The following is a 14,549-nucleotide window of genomic DNA, read 5'->3' as shown; positions in this document are numbered from 1 at the left end:
CGGATTGCTTCAAGCGCAACCTTGGCCTTGAACTCGGCCGAATAGCGTTTCCGCTTCGTCATCTTGGGTCGTTCCTTCGTCAGTCGCTACAGCTTAGCAACTGGTCCGAAATCCTGCGACCACCTCTGGTCAAGCTGATGATCATCGACGAGTTGGGCTTCGTACCGCTCAGCAAGACCGGTGCCGAGCTCCTGTTCGAATTGATCTCGCAGCGCTATGAGCGCAGCGCGACCCTGATCACATCCAACCTGCCATTCGAAGAATGGACCGAGACCTTCGGCACCGAGCGCCTGACCGGCGCCCTGCTGGACCGGCTGACCCATCACGTCAACATCCTGGAAATGAACGGCGAAAGCTACCGTCTCGGCCAAAGCCGCGCCCGCCTCAACGCCGCCAACAATTGATCCTCGCCAAATTGGCCTGACGGCCAATGCGCCTTGGACCGTGCCTGCTAATTGAGGGCCGCACGCTCCAAGGCGCTCGCGTCCAACTGGCCTACTTTTGCGCCGCCCCAGTGGCCGGCTTTTACTCCGCCGTTGACAACGCAGAGCTACTTTGAGCGGCCTTAGGGCGCCTCTGGGGGAGCCAACTGCATCATTTCCGGGATATTGCCCGTTTCTTGCAGAAGCCGAGGAAGGCCGCGTCGAAGTTCTTGGGGGGCTCACCCAGGCTCTCCATGTAGCTGCGCCACTCGTCGTAGAGAACGTAGATGTCGAGCCCAGGCGCGGCGCGCCGCGCCTTGTCGAGAAGGGCAGGGGAGGGCGTGCCGGGAATACCGAACGCCATCATGCTCTGGCCTCGTGTGAAGCCCTTTGCCTTCTTGGCTCGGAAGGTCACGATGCGATCATCGAGCGCGATATCGTAGTCCGGAATGTGCTCGTCCTGGGCGATCTGCTTGAGGAAAAACTTGAACTTTTTTTCCGGCGAATTGCTGCCCACCTTTTTCTGCAACTTGTCGAGGCCGATACGGAAGGACCGGCCCTGGTCGCCGACATGCTTGCGGGCAAGTTCATAAATTCGCCGTTCAAGCGGCCGCCGCAGCCGGAAGTACTTGGGATTTATGGTCAGCACTTCCATGCTTTCCACCGCTTTAAAGGTCCAGTCCGACACCTTGATCCGAACCTGGGTCATCCGGCCGAAGGGGCCGATCTCCCCCCTCTCGTCACGCCGTGTGATCTCGTATTCGTCGATCAGCCCGAAGCCCCGCACTTGGGTGTGCTCCCCCGTCCTGATGTTGGTCTTGATCGTCGTGCCGCGCAGACGGTCCAGCGCATCCTCGAACCTCTGGTAACTTTCCCGGTTGGTCCGCCAGTTTGTGGCGACCATAGCCTCATGCGCGCTGAGTTCGACCCATGGGGTGATCTCCTCGCCGGCATTGAGCTGATGCACCAGCTTGCTGATGCAGTAGAGCAGGATGTCCTTGTCCATGATCGTGGCAAGCCCCTTGCCGCTCGGGACCACCACGACACGTTTGCCTTCGTGCTGGTACTCCAGTTCGCGCATGTCCGGTTTGACCGACAGCGAGAAGACAGGATGCTCCATCGAGGCCATGTCGTCCTTCGGGGCAGCATCCGACACATCGAGAATGAAAAAGTCCCGGTTCGGATGGCGATCTGGCAGCAAGTTTCCCATGCGGTCACGCTAGCCCAGATTCGTCGATCTGGGAACCGGATTGCCCGAATATTTTCGTCGATCTAGGAACCGGGATCATCTTGATCTCCTGTGGATAAGTACCGAAAAGGATTCGCCCTTCTGGGAACCAGAATTCGCCCCTCTAGGAACCACAGATTCGCCCCTCTGGGAACCAGGATTCGCCCCTCTGGGAACCGAACCGAGGTGAAAAAATGGGATTATTCTAATGTTTACAATACCATGTAAGGAACCAAAGGAGCGCGTAACTCTTTAACACCCTCTTTAACTGTATAACACATTGGCAGTTGGCCTCACTTCTCACTCGCTGCGACCTGTCTGCCCGCTCGGGGACCTGGCTTCTGGCGACGCGGCTCAGCGGTGTTTCTCGTCAAATCCCCTGCCACCCACCATCTCGCAAAACCATGTATGAGATCGCCCTGCAGACAAGTTGACGGCTGGGCAGGTTGGTCTTCACAGGTTTCCGCATCTATCACATCCGGACAGGTTCGCTGCGCTTTGCGGGGAGCTGGTCATGTGTGACTCCAGATGGTGAACGCCAGATGTTCGACCCCTTCAAAACCACGCGCGCGCGATCCAGAAAAAAGCTTCGAAGTGCCAAGGTGCCTTCCGTCAGCAATGCCTGGGGCACCCTGCTGACGCCTGCAAAACCGGCCAGACGGGCGAAAGCGTCCGCTGGCGGGCGCAAGGCCAAGCGGGTCGGAACCGTCGCAAAGCAGGCTCCGACATCGCGGTCCAGGAGGCCTGTTCCGCGCGGCGCCTCTTTCAGGACCAGCACACACGAAGGCGCGTTCGGGGCTCGCTCCTATAAGCTCTATGTGCCCTCAGTGGCGAAGACGGCGGCAGAGCCTCTGCCGCTGATCGTCATGCTGCACGGCTGCGGCCAGACACCTCAGGATTTTGCGCGCGGCACCGGCATGAACGCCTTGGCCGAGGAATTCGGCGCTCTGGTGCTCTATCCTGCACAGGCCCGCAAGGCGCAGCTCAACCGGTGCTGGAACTGGTTCAAACGCGGCGATCAGGCAAGAGGCGGAGGAGAGCCGGCGCTGATCGCGGGCCTCACGCAGGAGATCATTGCCGGACACCCCGTCGATCCGGCCAGGGTTTATATCGCCGGGCTGTCAGCCGGGGCATCGGCGGCATTGATCGTCGCGACGGCTTACCCGGATATATTCGCAGCCGTCGGGGTGCATTCCGGTCTGGCGGTCGGCGCCGCCCATGATGCGGCCTCGGCCACGCGGGCTATGGTGGCCGGCGCCCCCGGACGGCGTCTCGGCGCGCCGATGCCGACGATCATTTTTCACGGCGAGAAGGACAAGGTGGTCAACCCGCGCAACGGGCGCTTTGCCGCCATGCGCGCGCTGCAGCCCTACGACCGTCTGGACCGAACGGAAAAGACCATGCGTGTTTCAGGAGGCCATGACTATGTGCGCACAGCGCATCGTATCGGCCGGGGGCGCTCCTACGTCGAACATTGGCTGGTGCAAGGGTCAGGTCATGCCTGGTCGGGCGGGAACGCATCAGGCAGCTATACCGACCCCGACGGTCCGGACGCATCGCGGGAAATGATGCGCTTCTTCCTTCGGCACCGGACCACCAAGAAGCGCCGGGCATTACCCGGCAGCCCGGGCTGACAGGCAGGCTTACGCGAGTAACACCGGCAGAAAGGGAACTGACCCTTAGCCAGGAAGTCCCCGTACTGGATCGCCCGGTTCATCCCCTGGAAGAGAGCCGTATCCCGAGTCACCATGGCGTATTTGCCAAGGGTTCCCAGCTTCTCAGGCACCCTGTCGGTGATGTCGCGGATATGGTCGATCCACTTGCCCTGGCTGATGGCCGCATCTGCTTCTGTCAGCCCCTCCGAGATGGTCGAGAACTCACCGGCCTCGATCATTGGCCAGATCGACATGCGCCGGCTGGCATCCTCCAGAGCCTTCTTCTCGGCTTCCAGACGCTTCCTGCGCACGTTGTTGGGACCGTACTGGCTCATCTCAGCCTCGATCTCCACCTTGCGGGCTTCGTTCTTGAGATGCTGGTTGATCTCGACCAGCTTGACCCGGCTCTTGGCAATGTCCCTGACACCGACACCGTTCGTCATCAGCTGGAGAACGTTCGAAGCGATGTTGCTCACAGGCACAATCACAGACCGGATCACGATGGCACTAAATGCCCCCTAAAGCCTGACCGAGATTTCCGGGGACAGAAACAGGTTCCTCGTTTCTGTTTTCAAAAGGCACTTCTCGGGATCGAAGTTCCTTTGTCTTTCACGCAAACGACATCGCGATCAAACTGGCATACTGTTGTTAAATAAGAGAAATTTTCAACTTCTTCCAACTTGAGAGACCCGTGATGCCCCCAAGCGCCGGCTGGCCTGATCGGCGAGAACGCGTCCCCGGACGGCTCAAAGCGGGCTCTTTTGCACGGGTTGAAAATCTAAACCCTGAACAGGCGCTGCAGTGCCGGTTTCGGCTAAAGACGGCCTAAACCCCAACGGGGGATCGAGCGACACGGCGGACAGATCGAATCTGCGACAAGAATAAGCTGGACTGGGGACATCCTGGAAGGCGGCGACTGGGGCAAACCCAAGGGAATGCACTGGCGCACCTATGAGCGGCTTTGCCGCGAACACGACGCCCAGTCAGATCGTGCCCTGGTCGGGATCACTCCGAACTTCGGCCGGTATCTTCGATGCATTCCCCCCGTGCAACGGGTTGCAGCGCCGGACGTGCGCTCGGGTCACGGAGACCTGTCTGACGACAGCTGACGGGTCAGCCCGTGCAGAGCTTCATCCACCAGGGTGCTGTTCACGCCGGACGGGCGGACGATGTAGACCGGGTGGAGAAACACCGGCGCTTCCTCCACCAACTGAACACGACCAGAGGTCACCAGCGGTTTGGCCAGGCTGACCCGGCCGTAAGCGGCGCCGCCACATTCCACGACATACCGTCGGGCCAGCGTCGGAGACATGAAGCTCACTTTTGGCATCCGGAATCCGGGGAAGTGCCCTTCGAACTTTCGGGCAAAATCAGGCCCCCAATCAACATACACGAAGTCAGGATGGGTGACGGAGCGAACAGATGTATCGGTGGTGTATAGCCCCAGTTTTTCCTCTTTGAGCAGGTCTGTTCTCAGCCCCGGATGGTGGGCCGGCGCATAGACCAACGCGATATCGAGCGAAGCTTCAGAGAGGCGTCCGAGCAGGTCTTCGGACGTGCCGCTTTCAACGCGAACGATTGCTTCCGAGAAGGTCTCTCGCAGCCACCTGATCCAGGGCACGATCATCTCGACGGCGAAGCTGTGTTCCAGCCCGATCCGAAGCGCCGTCTGCTCATCCCTCTGTTCCGAGATCTCCCGCGCTATCCGCTCGCCGAGATGGACGAACGAGGGGGCAAGGCGCACGAGCTTCTTGCCGGCGGGTGTCAAGGAGGCTCCCGATGGGCTCCGCTCCAACAGCGGGGCCCCGATCCGTTCCTCCAGGCTACGAATGCGCGCGCTGACCGTCGTCTGGGCCACGTTGAGATGCGAGGCCGCGATGCCGAAATGGCCCGTCGCAGCAACCTCCAGAAATGTTTTGATGACTTTCACGTCCATGGCAGATCGGCTTTTTGAAATCAGGGTGAGTAAAGAACATGCTTGAGCAGAGCAGAATAATTACCTTCCCCTTAAGGGAGAGTGTGCTCTAACCTCCGTAAGGTAGGAGTTGCCCGAGTGGCAACCTCAAAAATGTAAAAATGATACACCTTTTAATTGCAGGAGATGTGGCCATGGGCCTCTCTATTTCGCGACGCGCGGGGGAACTGCCGCATAGGGTCAGCGGCGCCCTGCATGATACTGCGGATCAGGTGAAGACCCGGTTCTCAACGGCATGGCGCTCTGCGCTCTGCACGGTCTTTCCGGGTCGCTTCGAGGAGTGCGCTCGTAAGGCGGACGGATGCCTCAAGGTTCCAGACAGCCATATTCCCGCATTCAACGAAGACGCGCGGAACGGCCCAGCGAACGAGATCAACCCTGATGCGATGTCTCCGGTCCTTGTGACGGCGGGGAGCCTCGGGGCCGGACGCCCAATCGTCAATTATTTCACCACCCTCGGCTTTGAGGTCCAGTTCACCCTGGCGCTGGAAGAGGCCATACAGGCCGCGAAGGCCGCACCGGAGGCCTGGTCTCTGGTGGCCATAGAGATCGACAGCCTCGGCGGGATCTACGAAGTCGCGGACGACCTTCTGGGATGCCGGGCGGCAGTGTCCGACGTGCCTGTGATCCTGCTCTCGGAAGACTTTTCGGTGAATGACCTCAGCCAAGAGCGCTTGCCGATCTGTGATGCCAGCCTGCAGCGCTCGAGCAACAGCGCGATGTTGATGAAGGGGGTGAAGGCCGCGATCGAGAACAACCTCGCGTGGCGCGGTCGTGCCCGGCAGCTGCACGCCCATGGTTAGCAACAACGCGAGGCGTGGACGCGCGAGGCTCTTGGAGCCGATGTGAACGCGTCCCTTTTTTTGGTGCCATCTGAGCTTTGCTCAGCCTATGGGCCAGTCAGTCAGTCCGAACGTAAATCGGATTTGTCGTCGCGCCTTTGGGGTCGTGACGGGCAGCATGGAATACGGAAACCATCATGATCGTAGGATATATTATCGCCGCTGGCGCCGGAGGCATGATTTCCGGCCTGGTGGCATTGCTGCTGGACGCCTCGTCATGGACGGCCCTGCTCTATTACGTGGGCGGGGGGATGACAGCGGTCTGCCTGCTGGCTGGTGCAGCATTGGCCCGCGCACCGCAAGCCGCCTACAGGGCTTCGCGGCAGGGGGAGATCTTACCTTCCGACGGCCGGGAGTACAGAGCGATGCGCAGACTTGCCGTCGGCGCTGATGGCTTCGGGGGGGACCTGGCTCCGGTGATCGGCGCAAGCGGCCATACCGAGATGAGCACTGCGATGTCGTGGGGAGCGGCGCGGGACCTTCCGGCCTCCGGTCCGGACGCGGATGTCTTGGTAGTGGAGATCAACCTGCCCAAAATGGACAGTGTCGTGCTTCGCCAGCAAGTCCGTGCCATGGACACCTGTGTCACAACACAGATCGTCATGCCGGCATCCCAGCCTGATCCAAGGAACATGGTCGAAACGTCTCGGACCGGCGTCAGCGGCAAGCCTTCGGGACAGGCTGTTCAGGCGTACAGGAATGCTCTCTCCCTGCCCAACTCTGCCGGTAGCGCAGGCTGAGTGGCCCCTTCGCGACGCGCAGCAAGGCTCGCGCGGGTCGCTTGGGAGCGGAAATTGCTCCACCCCAAGGACAGTCTCCAGTCCAGCCCGGCTTGAACGTATCTGCCTTGCGGCCTTGTGCACTTGACCGCATGGGAAACTTGCTGCCCGATCGCCATCCGAACCGGACTTCTTCATCCTCGATGTGTCCGATGCAGCCCCGAAGGATGACATGGTGAAGGCGCTTCGCTTAATTCACTGGGGACGGTGCGCTGAGCATCAAGAGCAGCCACCGCTTCAGCATACCCGGTACGACGCCACCGCTGGAATACGGGCAACCACACTGGCTTCAAGACGAATAGCCCCATTCGATATAGCCCAAGGATCCAGCTGCGCCAGCCGGTTTGGCGTGCGCGGTGTAGTGTCACATAGTCCAGCGCCGCGTGATAAAACGCTTCGTCGGAAATCTGGCCAAAAATTTTCTTGCGGTCAGCCTGCAGTGCCGAGCAAGCCTCTCTCGGGTGTCCCAGATCCTCTTCGGCCATGCACATCGCGCGTCCCAGATCGCCGTGCGTATGGGCCCGGGCTCCCACCGAGATCAGGACCAGATGCGCCGAGATCGGCGACTGAATGGTCTGGCGCCTGGCCATCTGGTGGTACCTGTGCCAATGCGCTGCGATATTTTCCAGAGGGTGATCCATTCGCTCAAGCACCTGGTCACGGTAGAGCTGTAGGAAATGGCAAATCACCCGATAGGCATACTCGCTGTCATCTCTTCGAGACAAGCGTGCAAGCCAGCAGCGCGTCGTGGATAGATACAACTCGGCAAACAGGTGGTGAATATGGTGCGGGTGAGAAGGGCCTGCCGCAATCAACGCCTCGGTGATCGCGTATAATTCTCGTTCGATGCCTTCGGCCTTGGCCCGCCAGTGGTTCAAATCCCCGTTTCTGGCGTGGGAGACACTCATCGATTGGTCTTCCGCTGGGCACGGAGATCGGACACGAATACAGACCCGCCTCGTGTCTTGCCTTCTGTACGCACCGCCGAAGCCAGACCGAACGCCATAGCCGGAATGAGGGTGCACAACGCAATCCAGGCGACCGCAACGAAGATCTCCTGAGCAGGTTCTCCGGACCCGCCGAATGCGGCCTGTGACTGGCCGTATCCGGTGAAGGGATTTAGCAAGTATTCACCGGCAAACGCCGCATAGGCGATCGGGATCGACAGCCAATAGGCTCTGTCCTGCGACAGCCCATGCATGCTCGGGCTCGTCCGTCGCCGGAGCTGCAGCGCAAAGCATTGAAACATCACCCAGGTGACCAGGAACCAACCAGCGTAGTTCGTCATTGGTACCCCGTGGTGCGGCCCGCCATCAATCCAGACCCAGCGGCCTTCGACAGTCGCGCGCAGCGGGTCCATTGACAGGTCCCACAACACCATCAGGAATGCTGCAAGAAACGGAGCTCGACTGGCTGTCTTGGACGTCAGTTCCACTGTCCGCCCGTCCAGCAGCAAGGTCGCCAGCGACCACGAAGCGTAGCCCATTACAAGATAGGCCGGCAGAACGAAAATCGGCACATGCCCGATGAATGGCGCCATCAGGTCGGTGTAGTGATAGCGGCCAAAGGGAAAGCCGGTGAGAACGCTGAGGGATTCGAACAACCAGCCGACCGAAAATACGGTAACCACAAAACGAAGCATCATCGGCGCGCCGTAGCGCAACACACCGTGCCGGACGACATATGCCAGCAACGCCGAGGCAACGACGGCCGGCGACAGCAATTTCACCAGTCCGCCGGGCGCGCCGGTGGCGTAGAGGGCGTTCCCAACCCAGGCCAGGATGGTGAGCGACAGCAGCCAGGCCGTACGTCGGCGCAGCCCTGTCCTGCGCGTCATGGTTGCCCCGGAATTCTGCGGAACTTGATGGCAAGCGTCTGCCGTGCGCTTGCCGTGTCACCGGGCTGCAACCAGTGTAAAATCCAGAATTGACCATCAGCCAGCACCTCGATCCGAAACCGTGACTGAAACTCCGCGGCGTGAAGCGTAACAGGAGCGCGTGACACAAGCTCCATGCGCATTGGCGTTACAGTCCCGGCATACTGGATCGTTTCCGCCAACCCATTGGCACGTACCGCGGCGCGAACCTGACTGTCACTATCGAGGACGGCACGAAGGGCAAATTCCGACCGGCCGGAGGGGACTGCGCAGAGCCCCTCAATATCCAGAACCGCCTTATCCGGGCTTTGCTTGACCTCAACCTTGCATCGGCCGTTTTGAGGCGTGCCCTCGTATCGCGTTGCGACAGCACCCGTGCCGGTCCAAGCTCCCGCCAACCCATCGGTAAGTGACACGGCCCACGCTGGAACGGCGGCAAGGACACTGAGTAACAGCATCGCGATACTGACCCGGCGAAAGCCTGGCAGCATCATGGGGCAAATCTCCGCAGCATCGCCGGCAAGACCAGCAGGTCCGAAACAAGCGCGAGAAATAGAGCGAATATCGCGAGCATTCCAAATTGTGCCACAGTTGGAAGCGTTGCGGCAAGTGTGCCGCAAAGCCCTGCCGACAGGACAATGGTCGTGACAACCAGCGCAGGCGTCACATGCTGCATAGCCGTTTCGATGCTGTCACCGGGCGATTGCGGCTCGCGTGACGCCAGTCTCAGCCGGTTCAAGACGTGGATCGTGTCGTCAACCGAAATCCCGAATGCCAGAGTAAGGGATATCCCCGCCGCAAACGTCACGCCGTGTCCGCTCAAACCCAGAGCCGCGCCCGCGATGGCCACCGGCAGCACGTTTGGCACAAGCGCCACAAGGCCCAGCCTTACGCTGCGCAGCCAGACGGCGATGATCAGACCCGAGGTCGCGATTGCGAGCAGCAGGCTCAGGCTCAATGACCGGATCATCGTTTCGCTGACAAAGGCCGACATTACATGCGGTCCGGTTGCGCGTCCGACGCGGTCCCTGAGGTCAGGCGGCAACGTTTCGACAAGCTGCCCCTCGATGGCCGAGACCAGCGCGCGGGTTTCCTCCGCACCCCCATAGTCGAAAGGGATCGACACCAGCATACGACCAGATCGTGCCCCGGTCAGAACTTCCCGCATCTGAGGACTCAAGACGCCGATGGCTTGATCAATCGACATCCCCGACGCGGCCGCGGCGTCCGCAAACGCGGCCACCGAAACCGCGTTTTCCGCTTGGGGCTTCGGCAGCGCGGCTAGCGTGGCCCGCGCTGTGACGACTGGACTATCGCGCCCGACATGCACGGGAATCTGTATCACTGCCGTCGCCCCGAAATCAGCCTCGATCTGCTTCAGGGTCGTGAGAACGGAATCGGATTGCCGCAGGTTTTCGTTCAACGAAAAGCGCGGCGCCGCCATAAAATACAATCCGGACGCCAGCACTGCGGTGCAAATCGCAATGGTCGAAACTGCGCGTGGAGCCGACAGTCCGGCAATCGGTAGAAACTGCCAGTTGAACAGCCTCGGGGTAACAGTTCGTTGCGGCGGATAAACCCGCTCAGGAGCAACAAATCTCAAAAGGGTCGTGCCAACCAGCCCATGGGCTGCAAGCACACCCAGCGCGGCCGCGATTACGGCCAGCGCCCCACCCTTGCCGACATCGGCCAGCAAAGGAGATCCCGATACGCTGAGAGACACAAAGGCAATGGCCGTCGTCAGAGACGTCAGCACGGCCGCCGGTCCGATCCGCCGAAGGGCGGACCACACCGGACTTCGCACTCTACTGAGCGTGAGTGTACGCTGCTCCAGTCCGATATGCACAGCATCCGAAAACGCCAAAGCCAGAACCAGCACCGGCAACGCGATCGAAATCACGTTTATCTCGATCCCCATCCACCCCAGCGCCCCCATGGCCCACAGCACAGCCGTTCCGGCGGAAAGCAGCGTGATCAGGGCGAGCCAGACGCTGTTCATCGCAAAGACCGCCACGATTGTGCCTAGGACGGCGCCAGTGACGTTTAGAAACAGGAAGTCCTGCATCAGCAGAACACGGGAACGCTCAAGGATGACCTGCAGGCCGCTGAGGCCAAAGGAGAGCTCCGATGCGGTCAAATACTGTTCGGCAAGGTGCCGGATGGCATCGATCTCCCCGGCCCCGCGCACTCCAAGAACAGTGATCAACGCTGCCTTGCGGTCGGCTCTCACAAAACGTGCCAGCAAGGGCTGAGCGGTCAGCGCGCGAGCCCACGCCACATCGGCTGGTCCCTCGACCGAAGCGAGGGTCACAGTTCCGCCCTGCGTGTCAGGAACAGCGAACGAGAAAGGCGACAGTACCGTCCAGGCCGGTTCGGCCAGTTGCAATTCGATCAGGAACTGTTCCACCGCGACCCTAGCGCCGGGTGAAGCAAGGTCCTGGGTCGCGACACGGATCAGCAATTCGTCAGTATCGCCGAAATCTTCGGCAAGGGCCGCATAATCCGAGTACCGGTCTGCATCGCTTTGAAATACGCGATCGAGGCCATGCCCGAATTCAAGCCGCTTCAGGCCTTGAAACGCCAAGCCATCGATCGCAAGAAGAACGATCCAGGCCAACATGAGCCCAGCCCAACGGATGCAATTCAGATGATCTACGCGCAGCTGCATGTTTCACAGAGCGTCTGATACTCGGCCTGAGAAGGCAACTCTCTCCCGCTCGTACACAACCAGCGGTTCCGTGCTCCGCAATCGTTGTCTATTGCAACACCGGATGGGCGCATACCCGGCTCACGGGCGAGTACAGGTGGCGAAAACTGCGCCACCGAACCCTTGGCGTACTATTCCGCCCCCAGCCTTAGGCGTCCCCTAGCTACGCAGATCTCGGACACTCACGCCGGTAGCGCAGGCTGAGTGACCCCTTCGCGACGCGCAGCAAGGCTCGCGCGGGTCGCTTGGCAGCGAAAAATTTCTCCAACCCAAGGACAGTCTCCAGTCCAGCCCGGCTTAAATTTTGGGGGTGTTCGCAAACCGTGTCGGTCGGCTGTGCGGACTTTACCGCCGTTCGGCGCTGTGATGCCGACGAGCGCAATAGCCAAAGCCGAATGCGCGTTGCGAAAGCCGCAAGTGTCAGGCCGCTTCGATCTCCGGCACCTGCACATTGGCGTTCTTGAGTTGTCGCGCCATGATTTCCGTGAAGGGCAAGGTCGGGTTCGCTTCGGCAAGCATGCCCACCTTCATCCAGAATTCGGCCTGCGCGTTGATCGAACGGCACATGACCGAACTGGACTTGCGCAACTCCTCATGCAGGTCGTCCCCAATTTTCACGATGCCCATCGACGCATCTCCTGTTCGGATATATAGAACATATACGAATCGTATATACCCATGTTCCGGCCACGGTCAATCCGATCCGGTTGCCACAACGCAGAGGACGCATGATGGACAGCTATATCAACGTGCCCGTCGCACCAAAGGCGCATCCGGCCCGCCGAACTGAAGCAATCAAGCTCTACGGGCCGGATGCGTTCGAGGGGATGCGCCGCGCGGGCACCTTGACCGCAAAATGTCTGGACGGCGTGTCCGATCTTGTTCGCGACGGCACCGCCCTGGCGCAGATCGATGCCTTCGTTCGCGACTTCGCGGCTGCCCATGAGGCAGCGCCCGCGACACTGGGCTATCAGGGCTATCAATACGCCTGCTGCACCTCGGTCAACCATGTGGTGTGTCATGGCTTCCCGAACGAGAAGAAGTTGCGTGACGGCGATATCGTCAATGTCGACGTCACGCTGATCCATAACGGGTGGTATGGCGATTCAAGTCGGATGTATGTGGCCGGGACACCGAAACGCGCAGCTGAGCGCCTTATCCAGATCGCGCATGAGGCGATGATGCGCGGGATCTCGGCTGTGCGACCGGGTGCGCGCTTGGGGGATATCGGTCACGCGATTCAGACATATGCACATTCCGAACGCTGTTCCGTGGTCCGAGACTTCTGCGGTCACGGCATAGGCCAGGTCTTTCACGATTCGCCAAACATCCTGAATTTCGGTCAAGCAGGCTCAGGCCCGGAACTGCGGGAGGGCATGATCTTCACCGTCGAGCCGATGATCAACCTGGGACGCGCCGACGTGAAGATGCTTGCAGACGACTGGACAGCAGTGACGCGGGACAAGTCCCTTTCGGCGCAGTTCGAGCACTCGATCGGCGTGACATCGGACGGTTTCGAGATCTTCACCCTCTCGCCCACGGGACGTCATGCGCCCGGGGTCACGCTTCAAACCGTGCCTGCATAGCGGACCTTCGACGCTACTGCGGCACTCGGTCCAATCCGGGGCTCTGAGCGCACATTTGCCTGCCATGGCGGCGCGTCATGAGACTCCAATGACGTCCACCGGTCGCAGCCCTGCCAGCCAGCCTATATGCCGCGCGCGGTGAGCCGGGCCCTACCGCCACACCGCGCGGTGTCCGAGTGCGCAGCGGCGTGTCACAAGCCGCTAACGTCGGTCCAGTTGCCGTTCTTCCGGATGATCTCGATGATCTGTTGATACTGGCTGCCTTCCCGGAAGGTCGGGTAAGGCTCGACACTCTCGCCGGCGATGTCCTTCACGAAGAGCCGCGCGAGGTAGTGCCAGCACTGCTCGGTCTCGCCTTTCACGTCCGGAACCTGGGCCTCGATATCGGCCGGCAGGGCCTGCTCACGCCACTCCTGGCCATCGTTGAGATAGAGTGCGCCGCTGCCGTAATGCCCCTTGATGTAGATCGCGCCCTCGGTGCCGTAGACCACGATGTGATCCTCGTGGAACCGCGGCACCAGACCGCCGTGCTTGAACAGCACCGAAACCGGCTTGGCGGCCATCGGGCTCTCGAGCTGGGCCATCACGGTGTAGGACCATTCGACATTGCTCTCGCCCCACTTGAGCGAGGGATCGTCCAGATCCTTCGGAATGAAGCTTCGCCGCGTGGCGAAGTTGTGCACGCCCTCGACGATCGGCGCGCGCCCGAGGTCGTCGCGCACCTCGCCTGCGACGTTCAGGATCGTCTCGCCCACCAGCGTGCAGGCAATCGACAGGGTATGCGTGAAATTGTTGTTGAGCCGGCCGCCGCCGTCCTCCTTGCGATGTGACCAGCCGAAAGGGATGTCCCGCTCGAGGTTGAAATGCGAGATGCATTCGATCTCGGTCGGCTCACCAATGGCCCCCTCGGCCACCAGCCGCTTGGCATGCAGCACCCCCGGCGCATAGCGAAAGCTCGCGGCATAGGCGGTCTTCACGCCCTTTGCCTCGGCCAGTTCATTCAGTTCGACCGCCGTATCGGCGCGGTCGGTCATCGGCTTGTCGCAGAACACGTGACAGCCGGCGGCGATGGCCTGCTTGATCGGCTCGTAATGCGCGCCACCCGGCGTGGCGATCGACACAATATCCGGCTTGCAGTCGTCCAGCGCCTGCTGCCAGTCGGTGCCGGCATAGGGAATACCCATCTTTTCAGCCACTTGGGCAACGACTTCTGGCGTTCGACCGACGATTCCGGAGATCTCGGCACCCGCTGCCCGAAAGGCCTCGACATGGCCTTGGCCGGCAAAACCGGTTCCCGCAATCAGAACTTTCAATCTGCGACTCACTTCCGCCCCACCCCTTTTAGACGACTAGTATTCTAGTCTGCGGAGAGATGGCTGGCAATCTAAAATTGTTGCACGCACCGAGCCACTTTTCGCCGGACCGATGGGGCGGGTCAAAACGCCTTCGAATGGTCCACGGCGCCGGATCGCGCCCCGA

The 14,549-nt window shown here is 60.7% G+C and carries 13 protein-coding genes and 1 pseudogene; 5 read left to right on the top strand and 9 right to left on the bottom strand.

Annotation, left to right across the window (positions count from 1 at the left end; translation table 11 throughout):
• Positions 1-131: 131 nt before the first annotated feature.
• Positions 132-404: pseudogene (locus VOI29_RS15105) on the top strand (ATP-binding protein); the annotation flags it as partial.
• Between the two features lie 190 nt (positions 405-594).
• On the opposite strand, the gene VOI29_RS15100 reads toward VOI29_RS15105, so the two are convergent.
• Positions 595-1,632 carry a replication initiator protein A gene (locus tag VOI29_RS15100; protein WP_323780254.1) on the bottom strand — a complete coding sequence of 346 codons (1,038 nt, stop codon included), beginning with the start codon at positions 1,630-1,632 and terminating at the stop codon, positions 595-597.
• Positions 1,633-2,192: 560 nt separating this feature from the next.
• Here VOI29_RS15100 and VOI29_RS15095 point away from each other — a divergent pair.
• The gene (locus VOI29_RS15095) at positions 2,193-3,284 is read left to right on the top strand and encodes a PHB depolymerase family esterase (RefSeq protein WP_323780260.1); all 1,092 of its coding nucleotides are present in this window, start codon (positions 2,193-2,195) and stop codon (positions 3,282-3,284) included.
• Here the strand turns inward: VOI29_RS15095 and VOI29_RS15090 are convergent.
• Together VOI29_RS15090 and VOI29_RS15085 are read right to left on the bottom strand one after the other, a co-directional pair.
• The gene (locus tag VOI29_RS15090; protein ID WP_323780251.1) at positions 3,179-3,781 is read right to left on the bottom strand and encodes a hypothetical protein; all 603 of its coding nucleotides are present in this window, start codon (positions 3,779-3,781) and stop codon (positions 3,179-3,181) included. The two genes, VOI29_RS15095 and VOI29_RS15090, sit on opposite strands and share 106 nt — an antisense overlap.
• A 605-nt stretch (positions 3,782-4,386) precedes the next feature.
• Positions 4,387-5,241 carry a LysR family transcriptional regulator gene (locus VOI29_RS15085; protein WP_323780248.1) on the bottom strand — a complete coding sequence of 285 codons (855 nt, stop codon included), beginning with the start codon at positions 5,239-5,241 and terminating at the stop codon, positions 4,387-4,389.
• A gap of 173 nt (positions 5,242-5,414) precedes the next feature.
• Between VOI29_RS15085 and VOI29_RS15080 the strand changes: the two genes are divergently transcribed.
• Entirely contained in the window at positions 5,415-6,083 is a 669-nt protein-coding gene (locus VOI29_RS15080) for a hypothetical protein (protein WP_323780245.1), read from the top strand.
• Positions 6,084-6,259: 176 nt separating this feature from the next.
• Positions 6,260-6,862, top strand: coding sequence for a hypothetical protein (locus VOI29_RS15075; protein ID WP_323780243.1), 603 nt, complete (start codon positions 6,260-6,262; stop codon positions 6,860-6,862).
• Positions 6,863-7,035: 173 nt separating this feature from the next.
• Here the strand turns inward: VOI29_RS15075 and VOI29_RS15070 are convergent, their stop codons facing one another.
• From VOI29_RS15070 to VOI29_RS15050, 5 genes are all read right to left on the bottom strand, one after another.
• Positions 7,036-7,809, bottom strand: a complete 774-nt coding sequence (locus VOI29_RS15070; protein WP_323768810.1) for a hypothetical protein — start codon at positions 7,807-7,809, stop codon at positions 7,036-7,038.
• Positions 7,806-8,738: a carotenoid biosynthesis protein gene (locus tag VOI29_RS15065; protein ID WP_323768812.1), complete on the bottom strand. Its 933-nt coding sequence runs from the start codon at positions 8,736-8,738 to the stop codon at positions 7,806-7,808. The genes VOI29_RS15070 and VOI29_RS15065 overlap by 4 nt, the downstream gene beginning before the upstream one ends.
• A complete protein-coding gene (locus VOI29_RS15060) occupies positions 8,735-9,271 on the bottom strand; it encodes a hypothetical protein (protein WP_323768814.1) in 537 nt (178 codons plus the stop codon). The genes VOI29_RS15065 and VOI29_RS15060 overlap by 4 nt, the downstream gene beginning before the upstream one ends.
• The gene (locus VOI29_RS15055) at positions 9,268-11,397 is read right to left on the bottom strand and encodes an efflux RND transporter permease subunit (protein WP_323768816.1); all 2,130 of its coding nucleotides are present in this window, start codon (positions 11,395-11,397) and stop codon (positions 9,268-9,270) included. The genes VOI29_RS15060 and VOI29_RS15055 overlap by 4 nt, the downstream gene beginning before the upstream one ends.
• Before the next feature lie 507 nt (positions 11,398-11,904).
• Positions 11,905-12,111, bottom strand: a complete 207-nt coding sequence (locus VOI29_RS15050) for a ParD-like family protein (RefSeq protein ID WP_323768818.1) — start codon at positions 12,109-12,111, stop codon at positions 11,905-11,907.
• Between the two features lie 104 nt (positions 12,112-12,215).
• Here VOI29_RS15050 and map point away from each other — a divergent pair, with 104 nt between their 5' ends.
• The gene (map, locus tag VOI29_RS15045) at positions 12,216-13,070 is read left to right on the top strand and encodes a type I methionyl aminopeptidase (RefSeq protein ID WP_323768820.1); all 855 of its coding nucleotides are present in this window, start codon (positions 12,216-12,218) and stop codon (positions 13,068-13,070) included.
• A 191-nt stretch (positions 13,071-13,261) separates the two neighbouring features.
• On the opposite strand, the gene VOI29_RS15040 is transcribed toward map, so the two are convergent.
• Positions 13,262-14,383 (bottom strand): Gfo/Idh/MocA family oxidoreductase, encoded by a 1,122-nt coding sequence (locus tag VOI29_RS15040; RefSeq protein WP_323780241.1) that lies wholly within the window; start codon positions 14,381-14,383, stop codon positions 13,262-13,264.
• Between the last annotated feature and the right edge of the window lie 166 nt (positions 14,384-14,549).

The organism is Leisingera sp. (assembly GCF_034669605.1).
Lineage (GTDB): Bacteria > Pseudomonadota > Alphaproteobacteria > Rhodobacterales > Rhodobacteraceae > Leisingera.
This window is presented reverse-complemented; position numbering and strand designations above follow the sequence as displayed.